The organism is Mesorhizobium sp. BR1-1-3 (genome assembly GCF_020165455.1).
GTDB lineage: Bacteria > Pseudomonadota > Alphaproteobacteria > Rhizobiales > Rhizobiaceae > Mesorhizobium > Mesorhizobium ciceri.
The window spans coordinates 15,110-29,922 of sequence record NZ_JAIUIC010000027.1 but is presented as its reverse complement, the minus strand read 5'-3'; the positions used below and the strand labels follow the sequence as shown (position 1 = coordinate 29,922).

The following is a 14,813-nucleotide window of genomic DNA, read 5'->3' as shown; positions in this document are numbered from 1 at the left end:
CGCCCGCCCACCCGCTGCCAAGAGGAATCGGCCCGTGAACGACAACGAAGAACGCCCGGTCACCATCATCACCGGCCGGGTGTGGAAGAAAAAAGGCGGCAAACCGGAAGGCGTCCACGTCATGCTGGTTGCGCCCGACGACGATTCGGCGGTGCGCCGGGCGCTCGAATCGCTTGCCGCCGAAGGTTACGCCGAGGCCGAGCTCGACCAGATCGGCGACATGGACGGCATCCCCGACGAAGAGCCGCATATTTCCGCCTTCCAGGGCGCGCTCGAAGGCGAAGTGTCGATCGTTACCTTCGACGTGCCGATCTGACCCCGGTCCAGCTTTCGAATCGACTGCCGAACCGAATCGGCGACCGAGGCCTTCCCAGCCGACAAATGTGCTGCCGCTAAGGGAAGGCTGAGCTTGGCTGCTCGGCTTCGGCTTGCCCGAGGCAAGTGTTCTGATAAGAAGCCATCACCATCATCAAACAGACGGAGCGGCCGTGTCCCAGCCCATCAAGATAGGCATCGTCGGCGTCGGCAAGATCGTCCGCGACCAGCACCTGCCGGCCCTGGCGAAAGACCAGGACTATCGCCTCGTCGCGGCCGCCAGCCGTCACGGCAAGGTGGATGACATCCCGAATTTCCCCACCATCGAAGCCATGCTCGACGCCGTAGCCGAGCTCGAGGCCGTCTCGCTCTGCATGCCGCCGCAATTCCGCTACGACGCGGCGCGGACGGCGCTGACGGCAAAGAAGCATGTCTTCCTGGAGAAGCCGCCGGGCGCTACTGTCAGCGAGGTCGAAGACCTCAAGACATTGGCTGCGCACAACGGCGTCTCGCTGTTCGCCAGCTGGCACTCGCGCTATGCGCCGGCCGTCGAGGCCGCACGTGCTTTTCTAAGTTCAGCCCGCATCCGCTCGGCCGCCATCAACTGGAAAGAGGATGTGCGCCGCTGGCACCCGAACCAGGAATGGATCTGGGCTCCCGGCGGTTTTGGCGTCTTCGATCCCGGCATCAACGCGCTGTCGATTGCCACCCATATCCTGCCGGCCATGTTCATCACCTCGGCGGTGCTCGACTTTCCCGAAAACCGCGCCTCCCCGGTTGCCGCGCGCGTCACCTTCCGCACCTCGAATGGCCTGCCGGTGACGATGGACCTCGACTGGCTGCAGACAGGCCCGCAAAGCTGGGACATCCTGGCCGACACCGACAAGGGCGCCATGGTGCTGTCGGGCGGCGGCTCGAAGCTCGCCATCGATGGCAAGCTCATTCACGAAGAGCCGGAAGCGGAATATCCGATGCTCTACAAGCGCTTCGCCGAGATCGTGCGCGCCGGCGTTTCCGATGTCGATCTGGCCCCGCTCCAGCATGTCGCTGACGCCTTCATGCTCGGCAAGCGCAACGTAGTCGAGGCGTTTTTCGATTGAGCTCTGGAACCGCACTCGCTGATCGCGCGCGGGGGTCGCAGGTTGGGAATAGTCGCGCGACAGGATTGTCGCGCGACTGAGAACCAGCGGATCGCCAGGCTCAATTCCTGGTCCTGCAACCGGCACGCTTGACCATGTCGGCAATGATCAGTGGCGTCGCCGGTGTCTGAGACCAGTTACCCTGACGAGGGGCGCCCGCTTCAAGGGCGGCGCGCACCGCTCGTGTATCCAGGCTGAAAGAACTCTTGCAGGAAACAAGGCCGCCATTGCCGATCGTGTCGGCGATCACGCCGGCGGCTTCGCCAACCCCGGCGACATAGGCGACCAGCGTTTGCCTGGCGACCGGGCTCGTGTCGGCCTTGTCGAGCATTTCCATCACCTGCCCCACCGATATCCGGCCTGTCGCTGTCGACGGGAGGGCGATGGCAGCAAAAGGCGTTATGGACGCGGCGACAATCGCGATGGCTGCCACGGCAATCCGGCGTTTGAACGAAGGCATAGGTTTCTCCTGTGATGTGGAATTGACAAGAATCATCATTGCGCATAAATAAATTATTGTAAAACGATAATTCATTACAATGGAGTGATAACGGCGATGATTGAACCTGTCATCACGGCTGTCCCCGCCGATCCTGCCCGCCAGCTTAGATTGAGACGCATCCGACTTTTCAGCCTAGTGCTGGCGAGGTGTTTTGTCGTCCTCGCCATATTGCTGACCATCGGTCTGCTGTTCTACTGGCTCAGCGTCTCCGCCAGTTCGATCGCGGCCGATGCGCAAATCCCGCAGGAATGGCTGAGCGAGCTCGGCCTCGGTCGAAGACTGGTCGGGTTCGCGATCTCGTTCGTGCCGCTTGCCTGCCTCGTCTTCGCGCTCATGGCCGCAAGGCGCTGCTTCGGCGCTTTCGCGTCCGGCAACTTCTTCGGTCAGGGCGCCATCAGCAATTTGCGATACTTTGGCCTCGGCCTGCTGGCATCCGCCTTGCTGAAACCGGTTTCGGCGGCGGCATTGTCCGTTCTGCTCAGCTGGGACGCGCCTGCCGGCCAGCACCGGCTGACGCTCGGTCTCGACAGCGACACGATGCTGACCTTGCTGGCAGCTTGCATCGTCGCTGTCATCACCTGGGTCATGGCCGAGGCATCGGCACTCGCCGAAGAAAACGCGCAATTCATCTGATGAGGATCAGCTCATGCCCATAAGGGTCAGGCTCAATGTCGTCCTCGCCGAACGAAACGTGAAGTCAAAGGACCTGGCCGAATATGTCGGCATCACCGAGGCCAATCTTTCTCTTTTGAAGCAGGGAAAGGTCAAGGGTATCCGGTTCGACACGCTGGAGCGCATCTGCGACTATCTCGACTGTCAGCCGGGCGATCTGCTTCGCTTCGAGAGGGTGTCCGAATAGCACAAAGAAATAGGCCGCCGGGTTGCCCCGACGGCCTTATTGCCTGAGATCGTTGCCGTCCGCGCTTACTGCGCGGCGGTGGTCATGTCGGCCAGCATCGGCTCGGCGACTTCCGCACCCGAGGCCTTGCGGCGCTCGTCGATGATCAGTTCGTCGCGCGAGGTGGCGATGCGCCGGATCTGGCTCATCGTGCCGCCGGTACCGGCCGGGATCAACCGGCCGACGATGACGTTTTCCTTCAAGCCCTGCAGCATGTCGGTCTTGCCGGCAACGGCAGCTTCCGTCAGCACTCGCGTCGTCTCCTGGAAGGAGGCGGCCGAGATGAAGGACGGCGTCTGCAGCGATGCCTTGGTGATGCCGAGCAGCACCGGCAGGCCTTCGGCCGGCTTCTTGCCGTCCTCGACCAGACGCTCGTTGACCTCTTCCAGTTCGATCACGTCGACATGATCGCCCGGGATGTAGGTCGAGTCGCCCTGCACCGTGATCTCGACCTTCTGCAGCATCTGGCGAACGATCACCTCGATGTGCTTGTCGTTGATCGACACGCCCTGCAGACGGTAGACTTCCTGGATCTCGTTGACGAGGTAGGAAGCAAGTGCCTCCACGCCCTTGATCGCCAGGATGTCGTGCGGCGCCGGGTTGCCGTCGAGGATGTAGTCGCCCTTCTCGATGACGTCGCCGTCCTGGAGATGGAACGGCTTGCCCTTCGGGATCAGGTATTCGACCGGCTCAAGCGTCGAGTCATGCGGCTCGATGATGATGCGACGCTTGTTCTTGTAGTCGCGGCCGAAGCGGATCGTGCCGTCGATCTCGGCGATGATGGCGTGATCCTTCGGACGACGTGCCTCGAACAGCTCGGCAACACGCGGCAGACCGCCGGTGATGTCCTTGGTCTTGGCGCTTTCCATCGGAATACGCGCCAAAACGTCGCCGGGGCGAACCTGCGAACCCGGCTCGACCGAAAGAATGGCCTCGACCGAGAGCAGGAAGCGGGCGTCGCCGCCCTTGGACAGCTTGCCGACCTTGCCCTTGGCGTCCTGGATCGCGATCGCCGGCTTCAGGTCGTTGCCACGTGGCGTCGAGCGCCAGTCGATGACCTCACGCTTGGTGATGCCGGTCGACTCGTCGGCCGTTTCCTGAACGGAAATGCCGTCGACCAGATCCTCGTACGACACCCTGCCCTCGATTTCGGTGAGGACCGGACGCGTGTAGGGATCCCACTCGGCGATACGCTGGCCGCGCTTCACCTTGTCACCATCGTCCACGAAGATGCGCGAACCATAGGTGAGACGGTGCGAGGCGCGCTCCTTGCCGGCTTCGTCGAGGATCAGCACCGCCATGTTGCGGCCCATGACCATCTGCTGGCCGTCGGAGTTGCGCACCACGTTGCGGTTGCGGATCTCGACCTTGCCCTCATACGAGGCTTCAAGGAACGAGCTGTCCACCACCTGCGCGGTACCGCCCATGTGGAAGGTACGCATGGTGAGCTGGGTGCCCGGCTCGCCGATCGACTGCGCCGCGATGACGCCGACGGCTTCGCCCTGGTTGACCGGGGTGCCGCGGGCCAGATCGCGACCGTAGCAGACCGCGCAGACGCCAACCCTGACTTCGCAAGTCAGTGCCGAGCGGATGCGGACCGACTGGACGCCGGCCTTTTCGATCTGTTCCACGTCACGCTCGTCCATCAGCGTTCCGGCCTTGACCAGGATCTCGCCCGACACCGGATGGGTGATGTCGTCGAGCGACGTACGGCCCAGCACGCGCTGGCCGACCGAAGCAACGACCTGACCGGCATCGACGATCGGCTGCATGGTGAGGCCCTTGTCGGTGCCGCAGTCGACGGAGTTGACGATGCAGTCCTGCGCCACGTCGACCAGACGACGGGTGAGGTAACCCGAGTTCGCCGTCTTCAAGGCGGTGTCGGCCAGACCCTTGCGGGCGCCGTGGGTCGAGTTGAAGTACTCGAGCACGGTCAGGCCTTCCTTGAAGTTCGAGATGATCGGCGTCTCGATGATTTCACCCGACGGCTTGGCCATAAGGCCGCGCATGCCGGCAAGCTGGCGCATCTGGGTGGGCGAGCCACGCGCACCGGAGTGCGACATCATGTAGATCGAGTTCATCGGCTTCTGACGGCCATTGTCCTCGAACTCGACCGCCTTGATGCGGGCCATCATCTCGTCGGCGACCTTTTCCGAGCACTTGGCCCAGGCGTCGACGACCTTGTTGTACTTCTCGCCCTGCGTGATCAGACCGTCATTGTACTGCTGCTCGTATTCCTTGGCCAAAGCCTCGGTGTCGGAGACCAGCTTGATCTTGGCATCCGGGATCAGCATGTCGTCCTTGCCGAACGAAATGCCGGCGCGGCAGGCATGGCTGAAGCCGAGCGCCATGATGCGATCGCAGAAAATGACCGTCTCCTTCTGACCGCAATGGCGGTAGACGGTGTCGATCATCTTGGAGATGTTCTTCTTAGTCATCTCCTGGTTGGCGGTCTCGTAAGGCACGTTGACGTTCTTCGGCAGAAGCTCGCCGATGATCATGCGGCCAGGCGTGGTGTCATGGATCTTCGACACGACCTTGCCTTCGGCGTCGACCGTGCGGAAACGACCCTTGATCTTGGAGTGCAGCGTCACCGCCTTGGTCTCGAGCGCGTGCTGGAGTTCGCCCATATCGGCAAACACCATGCCCTCGCCCGGCTCGTTCTGGTTGACGATCGAGAGATAGTAGAGACCCAGAACCATGTCCTGCGACGGCACGATGATCGGCGCGCCCGAAGCCGGGTGCAGGATGTTGTTGGTCGACATCATCAGCACGCGGGCTTCAAGCTGCGCTTCCAGCGACAGCGGCACGTGAACGGCCATCTGGTCGCCGTCGAAGTCGGCGTTGAAGGCCGTGCAGACCAGCGGGTGCAGCTGAATCGCCTTGCCTTCGATCAGGATCGGCTCGAACGCCTGGATGCCGAGACGGTGCAGCGTCGGCGCACGGTTCAGCAGCACCGGATGCTCGCGGATGACCTCGTCGAGGATATCCCAGACTTCCGGACGCTCCTTTTCGACCAGCTTCTTCGCCTGCTTGACGGTCGAGGAGTAACCCTTGGCGTCGAGACGGGCGTAGATGAAGGGCTTGAACAGTTCGAGCGCCATCTTCTTGGGCAGGCCGCACTGGTGCAGCTTGAGCTCCGGACCGGTCACGATGACCGAGCGGCCGGAATAGTCGACGCGCTTGCCGAGCAGGTTCTGACGGAACCGGCCCTGCTTGCCCTTGAGCATGTCGGACAGCGACTTCAGCGGGCGCTTGTTGGCGCCGGTGATGACGCGGCCGCGACGGCCGTTGTCGAACAGCGCATCGACGGCTTCCTGCAGCATGCGCTTTTCATTGCGCACGATGATGCCGGGGGCGCGCAGCTCGATCAGCCGCTTCAGACGGTTGTTGCGGTTGATGACGCGGCGATAGAGATCGTTCAGATCCGACGTGGCGAAACGGCCGCCGTCCAGCGGGACGAGCGGACGCAGGTCCGGCGGGATCACCGGAACCACCTTCATGATCATCCATTCCGGACGATTGCCGGATTCCATGAAGTTCTCGACGACCTTGAGCCGCTTCAGATACTTCTTCTGCTTCAGCTCGGAGGTGGTCGACGCCAGTTCCGAACGCAGGTCGCCGGCGATCTTCTCCAGGTCCATGCCGGCCAGGAGGTCATGAATGGCCTCGGCGCCGATCATGGCGGTGAAAGAATCCTCGCCATACTCGTCGACGGCGATCATGTACTCTTCCTCGCTGAGCAGCTGGTGCTCCTTCAGCGCGGTGAGGCCAGGTTCGGTGACGATGTAGTTCTCGAAGTAGAGGACGCGCTCGATGTCCTTCAGGGTCATGTCGAGCAGCGTGCCGATGCGCGACGGCAGCGACTTCAGGAACCAGATATGGGCGACCGGTGCCGCCAGCTCGATATGGCCCATGCGCTCGCGGCGAACGCGCGACAGCGTGACTTCGACGCCGCACTTCTCGCAGATGACGCCCTTGTACTTCATGCGCTTGTACTTGCCGCACAGGCACTCGTAGTCCTTGATCGGGCCAAAAATGCGCGCGCAGAACAGACCGTCACGCTCCGGCTTGAAGGTGCGGTAGTTGATGGTCTCCGGCTTCTTGATCTCGCCGAAAGACCAGGACAGAATCTTCTCAGGGCTGGCAAGCGATATCCGGATGGAATCGAACACCTGCGCAGGCGCCTGCGGATTGAAGAGATTCATGACCTCTTGGTTCATGCCGTTCTCCTTTTCGGGATCCTCGAAGATCCCTTGCATCTAGTCGCGAGCCAAACGCCCGCCGTCTTTGTCGGCCACTGGCCGTCGAATTCTTCCTGGTTGAGCATGATCCTGTCGAAAACCGGTCGGGATCATGCTCGAGGCGCGCCGCGGACAGCCGTGGCGCGCCATTGCCTTACTCGGCCGCGTCGGGCAGCCGGACAGGGTTGTCGTCGAGCTTGGTGTTCTCCAGCTCGACATTGAGGCCGAGAGACCGCATTTCCTTGACGAGAACGTTGAAGCTCTCCGGGATGCCGGCCTCGAAGGTGTCGTCGCCACGCACGATCGCCTCGTAGACCTTGGTACGGCCGGCGACGTCGTCGGACTTCACCGTCAGCATTTCCTGCAGCGTGTAGGCGGCGCCGTACGCTTCCAGCGCCCAGACCTCCATCTCGCCGAAGCGCTGGCCACCGAACTGCGCCTTGCCGCCCAGCGGCTGCTGGGTGACGAGCGAGTACGGACCGATCGAACGCGCGTGGATCTTGTCGTCCACGAGATGGTGAAGCTTGAGCATGTAGATGTAGCCCATCGTCACCTTGCGATCGAACGGCTCGCCCGTGCGTCCGTCATAGAGCTGCGACTGACCGCTGCTGTGCAGGCCCGCCTGCTCCAGCATGATGTTGATGTCAGCCTCATGCGCGCCGTCGAACACCGGGGTCGCGATCGAGACGCCGCGGCGCATCTGCTCGCTGAGGCGAACGATGCTCTCGTCGTCATAGTCGCGAACCGGCTCGTTGCGGTCGTTGGCCGGGATGAAGCTCTCGAGCGTCTTGCGCAGCGGCTTGATGTCGCCCGCTGCCTTGTACGTGTCGATCAGCTCGCCGATCTTCCTGCCCATGCCCGCACATGCCCAGCCCAGATGCGTTTCCAGGATCTGGCCGACATTCATGCGGCTCGGCACACCCAGCGGGTTGAGCACGATATCGGCATGCGTGCCGTCCTCGAGGAAAGGCATGTCCTCGACCGGAACGATCCGCGACACGACACCCTTGTTGCCGTGACGGCCGGCCATCTTGTCGCCGGGCTGCATCTTGCGCTTCACGGCCACGAAGACCTTGACCATCTTCATGACGCCCGGAGGCATTTCGTCGCCGCGCTGGACCTTCTCGACCTTGTCCATGAAACGCTGTTCAAGCGCCTTCTTGGAATCGTCATACTGGCCACGCAGCGCTTCCAGCTCGCTCTGGAGCTTTTCGTTCTCCACGGCAAACTGCCACCACTGCGAACGCGGATACTCGTCGAGCGTATCCTTGGACAGCGTCGAGCCCTTCTTGAAGCCCTTCGGTCCAGCGATCGCTTCCTTGCCGACGAGCACGTCGGAAAGACGCGCGTAGACGTTACGGTCCAGAATGGCCTGCTCGTCGTCGCGGTCCTTGGCGAGGCGTTCGATCTCCTCGCGCTCGATCGCCATGGCGCGCTCGTCCTTCTCCACACCGTGGCGATTGAAGACGCGCACCTCGACGACGGTGCCGAATGTGCCCGGAGGCATGCGCATCGAGGTGTCGCGCACATCGGACGCCTTTTCGCCGAAGATGGCGCGCAGAAGCTTCTCTTCCGGCGTCATCGGGCTTTCGCCCTTCGGCGTGATCTTGCCGACCAGGATGTCGCCCGGCTGAACTTCCGCACCGATGTAGACGATGCCGGCTTCGTCGAGGTTCTTCAGCGCTTCTTCCGAGACGTTCGGGATATCGCGCGTGATTTCCTCCGGTCCAAGCTTGGTATCGCGCGCCATGACCTCGAACTCCTCGATGTGGATCGAGGTGAAGACGTCGTCGGCGACGATGCGTTCGGACAGGAGGATCGAGTCCTCGTAGTTGTAGCCGTTCCACGGCATGAACGCGACCAGCACGTTGCGGCCGAGCGCCAGATCGCCGAGCTCGGTCGACGGACCGTCGGCGATGATGTCGCCCTTGTTGACCCGGTCGCCCATGCGAACCAGCGGGCGCTGGTTGATGCAGGTGTTCTGGTTCGAACGCTGGAACTTCATCAACCGGTAGATGTCGACGCCGGACTTGCCCGGATCGAGATCTTCGGTGGCGCGGATAACGATACGCGTCGCGTCCACCTGGTCGACGATGCCGCCGCGGCGGGCGCCGATGGCGGCGCCCGAGTCACGGGCGACGATCGGCTCCATGCCGGTGCCGACGAACGGCGCCTCGGCGCGCACCAGCGGCACGGCCTGACGCTGCATGTTCGAACCCATCAGAGCGCGGTTGGCGTCGTCGTTTTCCAGGAACGGGATCAGGGCCGCGGCCACCGACACCATCTGCTTCGGCGACACGTCCATCAGATCGACGTTTTCGCGCGGCGCCATCATCACTTCGCCGGCACTGCGGCAAATGACGAATTCGTCGACGAAACCACCGTTCTTGTCGAGCTCGGCGTTGGCCTGCGCAACATGGTGCTTGGCCTCTTCCATCGCCGAGAGATAGACGACGTCATTGGTCAGCTTGCCGTCGACGATCTTGCGGTACGGGCTCTCGATGAAGCCGTACTTGTTGACGCGTGCGAAGGTGGCCAGCGAGTTGATCAGACCGATATTCGGGCCTTCCGGCGTCTCGATCGGGCAGATGCGGCCGTAATGCGTCGGGTGCACGTCGCGCACTTCGAAGCCGGCGCGCTCGCGGGTCAGACCGCCCGGTCCAAGCGCCGAGAGGCGGCGCTTGTGGGTGATCTCCGACAGCGGGTTGGTCTGGTCCATGAACTGCGACAGCTGCGAGGAACCGAAGAACTCGCGCACGGCGGCAGCCGCCGGCTTGGCGTTGATCAGATCCTGCGGCATGACCGTGTCGATCTCGATCGAGGACATACGCTCCTTGATCGCGCGCTCCATGCGCAGCAGGCCGACGCGGTACTGGTTTTCCATCAGCTCGCCGACCGAACGCACGCGGCGGTTGCCGAGATTGTCGATGTCGTCGATCTCGCCCTTGCCGTCGCGCAGTTCAACCAGCGTCCTGACCACGGCCAGGATGTCGTCCTTGCGCAGCACGCGCACGGTGTCCTCGGCCTTGAGCTCGAGGCGCATGTTCATCTTGACACGGCCGACGGCCGACAGATCGTAGCGCTCGCTATCGAAGAACAGCGAGTTGAACATGGCTTCGGCGGTTTCAAGCGTCGGCGGCTCGCCGGGGCGCATGACACGATAGATGTCGAACAGCGCGTCCTGGCGGCTCTCGTTCTTGTCGACGTTGAGCGTGTTGCGGATATAGGCGCCGACATTGACGTGGTCGATGTCGAGAACCTTGATCTCCTCTTCGCCGGTGCCGAGCAGCACCTTCAGCGTCTTCTCGTCGATCTCGTCACCGGCCTCGAGGAAGATCTCGCCGGTGGCGTAGTTGACGATGTCCTCGGCCAGATAGTTGCCGAGCAGGTCCTCGTCGGTCGCCTTGATCGCCTTCAGACCCTTTTCGCCAAGCGCCCGTGCCTGGCGTGCGGTGATCTTCTTGCCGGCCTCGACGACGACTTCGCCGGTATCGGCATCGACCAGGTCGCCGACAGCCTTGAGGCCGCGGAAACGCTCGACGTTGAACGGAATGCGCCAATGGTCGCCGGCACGCTTGTAGGTGATCTTGTTGTAGAAGGTCGACAGGATCTCTTCGCCGTCCATGCCGAGCGCCATCAGCAGCGACGTCACCGGAATCTTGCGGCGGCGATCGATGCGGGCGTGCACGACGTCCTTGGAATCGAACTCGATGTCGAGCCACGAACCGCGATACGGGATGACGCGCGCGGCAAACAGAAGCTTGCCCGACGAGTGCGACTTGCCCTTGTCATGGTCGAAGAAGACGCCCGGCGAACGGTGCATCTGCGAAACGATGACGCGCTCGGTGCCGTTGACGATAAAGGTGCCGTTCAAGGTCATGAGCGGCATGTCGCCCATGTAGACGTCCTGCTCCTTGATGTCCTTGATGGACTTGGCGCCGGTGTCCTCGTCGATATCGAACACGATGAGGCGCAGCGTCACTTTGAGCGGCGCGGCATAGGTGAGGTCGCGCTGACGGCATTCGTCAACGTCGAATTTCGGTCCTTCGAACTCGTACTTCACGAACTCCAGCATGGAGGAGCCGGAAAAATCGGAGATCGGGAAGACCGACTTGAAAACGGCCTGCAGCCCCTCGTCCGGACGCCCACCCTTGGGCTCCGCCACCATCAGGAACTGGTCATAGGATGCCTTCTGAACCTCGATCAGGTTCGGCATCTCCGCAACTTCCGGAATCTTTCCGAAGAACTTGCGTACGCGTCTGCGGCCATTGAAAGTCTGGGTCTGGGCCATCGTCGCTCCTTAGCTCTAAACTCGGGACGAGCCTCGCCGCGGCTCGCCTTGCATACTGGGCCACCTTGGCGGCAACCCTCTGTCTGTTTTCCCGGCGCCTGTCGGCGGCCGGCTAGAACGGGAGAAAACCCGTTTCCTGAAGGCCGGTTTTCGGCCCTCAGGAAAGAGGTTCTCGCAGATCTCGCGTTACGCGCTCTCCCTTCGGGCGAAGGGAGTGGCGGACGGCGCGAGGCCGCCCGCCGCTTTTACGCTTACTTCAGTTCGACCTTGGCGCCGGCTGCTTCCAGCTGGGCCTTGAACTTGTCAGCGTCGGCCTTGGAAACGGCTTCCTTGACCGGCTTCGGAGCCGCTTCAACCAGATCCTTGGCTTCCTTGAGGCCAAGACCGGTGATGGCGCGGACTTCCTTGATGACGTTGATCTTCTGAGCGCCTGCGTCGGTGAGGACGACGTCGAATTCCGTCTTTTCCTCGGCCGGAGCAGCAGCGGCCGCAGCGCCGCCAGCAGCGGCAACCGCCACCGGAGCAGCAGCCGAAACGCCCCACTTTTCTTCCAGAAGCTTCGACAGCTCGGCCGCCTCGAGGACGGTCAGCTTCGAAAGGTCGTCTACGATCTTTGCGAGATCAGCCATTGTTGTGTTCCTTCATAAGGTTCGAACGTGTGTTTGTGATAGCGAGGAACGGCCTCATGCCGCCTCGTCCTTCCGGGCGTAAGCGCCGATGACGCGCGCGACCGAGGCCGCTGGCGCATTGACGATCTGGGCGATCCGGGTTGCCGGCGTGGCGATCATGCCAACCAGCCTGGCGCGCAGCTCATCGAGCGACGGAAGTGTGGCGAGTGCCTTCACACCGTCGGCATTGAGCGAGGTGGTGCCCATTGCGCCGCCGAGAATGACGAGCTTGTCATTTCCCTTGGCGAAATCGGACGCGACCTTCGGCGCCGCAATCGGATCCTCCGAATAAGCAATCAGCGTCTGTCCCTTGAACAGCTCGATGATCGATGCGGAGTCCGTGCCCTGAAGAGCGATTTTGGCGAGACGGTTCTTCGCGACTTTGACGGTGCCACCGGCAGCGCGCATTTTCGACCGAAGGTCGTTCATTTGCGCGACGGTGATACCGGCGTAGTGGGCCACGACCACTGAACCTGCGTTCGAGAACGCACCGTTCAGGCCCGTGACGAGTTCGCGTTTTTCCGCTCTGTCCACTGCCTATCTCCAGTTGACCCCAATCCTGTTAACGGGAACATCCCATTGACGAGGACAGGCGTCGGGTTGCCTTTTGTCGGCCGGGCCATCCAGTAACGGATCTCCCGAACGACGCTCGAGGATCCTGCCCCCTTTCGCCACATCGACAGTCAAGCCGGCGATGCGCAGACAAAAGGCAAACACGGTTCGAACCTTTCATTGGAGCAATCGCTCCGTTGTCCGGTCTTCACCCGTCTCATGCAGGCCCAAATCGAATTAAGGCTTCTGGGCCGCCTGCAATCTCGGACAGGATGTCCGGAAACCTTTCGGCTTCCGGTACCGGGCCGCCGACAAGTCGGAGGTCCGGAATTCACTTGCGGATCAGCCGCTTGGCGGCCGATCCAAATGTTCGTATCAGGACGCGTTAAGCGTCGCGACGTCGAGCTTGAGGCCCGGGCCCATCGTCGAGGTGACCGACACCTTCTTGACGTAGTTGCCCTTGGCGCCAGTCGGCTTTGCCTTGGTCACCGCATCGGCGAAGGCGCGGATGTTCTCTTCCAGGGCCTTGACGTCGAACGAGACCTTGCCGACGCCGGCATGGACGATGCCAGCCTTCTCGACACGGAACTCGACGGCGCCGCCCTTGGACGCCTTGACGGCGGCGGCAACGTCGGTGGTGACGGTTCCGACCTTCGGGTTCGGCATCATGCCGCGCGGGCCGAGCACCTTGCCCAGACGGCCGACCAGCGGCATCATGTCCGGCGTGGCGATGCAGCGATCGAAATCGATCGTGCCCTTCTGGACGATGTCGACCAGATCCTCGGCACCAACGATGTCGGCGCCGGCAGCGCGCGCTTCGTCGGCCTTGTCGCCACGGGCGAACACGGCGACACGTACCGAGCGGCCGGTGCCGTTCGGCAGGTTGACCACGCCGCGGACCATCTGGTCGGCATGGCGCGGGTCGACGCCGAGGTTCATGGCGACTTCGATGGTCTCATCGAACTTCACCGAGGAACGGTCCTTGAGCAGCTTCAGCGCATCACCCAGGGCATAAGCCTTGTTGGGATCGATGCCTTCGCGGGTCTTCGATACACGCTTTGCAATCTTTGCCATGATCTTAGCCCACCACTTCCAGACCCATCGAGCGGGCGGAGCCCTCGACCATGCGCATGGCCGCTTCGACGTCGTTTGCGTTCAGGTCTTTCATCTTCGCGGTGGCAATCTCGCGGACCTTGTCACGCGAAACCGTACCGGCCTTGACCTTGCCCGGCTCCTTGGAACCAGAGGTCAGGTTCGCCGCCTTCTTCAGGAAGTAGCTCACCGGCGCCGTCTTCATGACGAAGGTGAAGGACTTGTCCTGATAGTAGGTGATGACAACCGGAACCGGCGATCCCTTTTCCATTTCCTGGGTCTGCGCGTTGAACGCCTTGCAGAACTCCATGATGTTGATGCCACGCTGACCAAGCGCCGGGCCGATCGGGGGAGACGGCGTAGCCGATCCCGCTTTCACCTGGAGCTTGAGCTGGCCTGCAATTTTCTTAGCCATCTCTTTTCCTGCCTTTGTCTATGCCGGTCATGCCGGCGGTTGCAGTCTGGTGGTGCGATCCATGCGGCCGGCTAAAGCCGCATTCGTCTCCCACCGTTCTCAGGCCGCGCTTCCGCGCCGCCTCCCCTGATCGCCAAACCGGCTTCAGGGATTTCGGATCAGCCCTTTTCGACCTGCCCGAATTCCAGATCGACAGGCACGGCGCGCCCGAAGATCGAAACTTCCACCTTGAGCCGCGCCCGCTCCTCGTCCACTTCCTGGACGAAACCGTTGAACGACGCGAAGGGACCATCCGAAACGCGGATCGCTTCGCCGATCTCGAACGTGACCGAGGGCTTGGGCCGCTCGACGCCTTCCTGCACCTGGTTCAGGATGCGCTGCGCTTCCGCCTCGGTGATCGGCACCGGCTTGGAGTCACCCAGGAAGCCGGTGACCTTCGGCGTGTTCTTGACCAGCGAGAACACGGCGTCGGTCAGATTGGCCTTCAGCAGCACATAGCCCGGGAAGAACTTGCGCTCGGCATCGACCTTGCGGCCGCGGCGAACTTCGACGACCTTCTCGGTCGGAACCACGATCTGGTGGATGTCGGCAGACAGGCCCTTCTGCTTGGCCTTGTTCTCGATATCCTCGGCGACCTTCTTTTCAAAGTTCGAATAGGCGTGGACGATGTACCAGCGCGCGGTCATTTCAAGACTTC

At 62.3% G+C, this 14,813-nt stretch carries 12 protein-coding genes; 4 read left to right on the top strand and 8 right to left on the bottom strand.

Going from position 1 to position 14,813, the window contains the following annotated elements; translation table 11 throughout:
* Positions 1 to 34 precede the first annotated feature (34 nt).
* Both LB559_RS32325 and LB559_RS32320 read left to right on the top strand, forming a co-directional pair.
* Positions 35 to 316 (top strand): transcriptional regulator, encoded by a 282-nt coding sequence (locus LB559_RS32325; protein ID WP_013531420.1) that lies wholly within the window; start codon positions 35 to 37, stop codon positions 314 to 316.
* Positions 317 to 488: 172 nt separating this feature from the next.
* Positions 489 to 1,415, top strand: coding sequence for a Gfo/Idh/MocA family protein (locus LB559_RS32320; protein WP_013531419.1), 927 nt, complete (start codon positions 489 to 491; stop codon positions 1,413 to 1,415).
* Positions 1,416 to 1,515: 100 nt separating this feature from the next.
* Here LB559_RS32320 and LB559_RS32315 read toward each other — a convergent pair whose 3' ends face one another.
* A complete protein-coding gene (locus LB559_RS32315; RefSeq protein WP_013531418.1) occupies positions 1,516 to 1,914 on the bottom strand; it encodes a chlorophyllide reductase subunit BchY in 399 nt (132 codons plus the stop codon).
* Positions 1,915 to 2,010: 96 nt separating this feature from the next.
* Between LB559_RS32315 and LB559_RS32310 the strand changes: the two genes are divergently transcribed.
* Positions 2,011 to 2,589, top strand: a complete 579-nt coding sequence (locus tag LB559_RS32310) for a DUF2975 domain-containing protein (protein ID WP_063168071.1) — start codon at positions 2,011 to 2,013, stop codon at positions 2,587 to 2,589.
* A 13-nt stretch (positions 2,590 to 2,602) separates the two neighbouring features.
* Positions 2,603 to 2,815, top strand: a complete 213-nt coding sequence (locus LB559_RS32305; RefSeq protein ID WP_013531416.1) for a helix-turn-helix domain-containing protein — start codon at positions 2,603 to 2,605, stop codon at positions 2,813 to 2,815.
* A gap of 65 nt (positions 2,816 to 2,880) precedes the next feature.
* On the opposite strand, the gene rpoC is transcribed toward LB559_RS32305, so the two are convergent.
* From rpoC to nusG, 7 genes are all read right to left on the bottom strand, one after another.
* The gene (rpoC, locus tag LB559_RS32300; protein ID WP_013531415.1) at positions 2,881 to 7,077 is read right to left on the bottom strand and encodes a DNA-directed RNA polymerase subunit beta'; all 4,197 of its coding nucleotides are present in this window, start codon (positions 7,075 to 7,077) and stop codon (positions 2,881 to 2,883) included.
* Positions 7,078 to 7,252: 175 nt separating this feature from the next.
* The gene (gene rpoB / locus LB559_RS32295) at positions 7,253 to 11,389 is read right to left on the bottom strand and encodes a DNA-directed RNA polymerase subunit beta (protein WP_013531414.1); all 4,137 of its coding nucleotides are present in this window, start codon (positions 11,387 to 11,389) and stop codon (positions 7,253 to 7,255) included.
* 251 nt (positions 11,390 to 11,640) lie between these two features.
* Positions 11,641 to 12,018, bottom strand: a complete 378-nt coding sequence (gene rplL, locus LB559_RS32290; protein WP_013531413.1) for a 50S ribosomal protein L7/L12 — start codon at positions 12,016 to 12,018, stop codon at positions 11,641 to 11,643.
* Positions 12,019 to 12,072: 54 nt separating this feature from the next.
* Positions 12,073 to 12,591 (bottom strand): 50S ribosomal protein L10, encoded by a 519-nt coding sequence (rplJ, locus tag LB559_RS32285; RefSeq protein WP_013531412.1) that lies wholly within the window; start codon positions 12,589 to 12,591, stop codon positions 12,073 to 12,075.
* 393 nt (positions 12,592 to 12,984) lie between these two features.
* Positions 12,985 to 13,683: a 50S ribosomal protein L1 gene (rplA, locus tag LB559_RS32280; RefSeq protein WP_013531411.1), complete on the bottom strand. Its 699-nt coding sequence runs from the start codon at positions 13,681 to 13,683 to the stop codon at positions 12,985 to 12,987.
* A gap of 4 nt (positions 13,684 to 13,687) precedes the next feature.
* Positions 13,688 to 14,116 carry a 50S ribosomal protein L11 gene (rplK, locus tag LB559_RS32275; RefSeq protein WP_013531410.1) on the bottom strand — a complete coding sequence of 143 codons (429 nt, stop codon included), beginning with the start codon at positions 14,114 to 14,116 and terminating at the stop codon, positions 13,688 to 13,690.
* 158 nt (positions 14,117 to 14,274) lie between these two features.
* Complete coding sequence (gene nusG / locus LB559_RS32270) at positions 14,275 to 14,802, bottom strand: transcription termination/antitermination protein NusG (protein WP_013531409.1); 528 nt, start codon at positions 14,800 to 14,802, stop codon at positions 14,275 to 14,277.
* Positions 14,803 to 14,813: the final 11 nt, after the last annotated feature.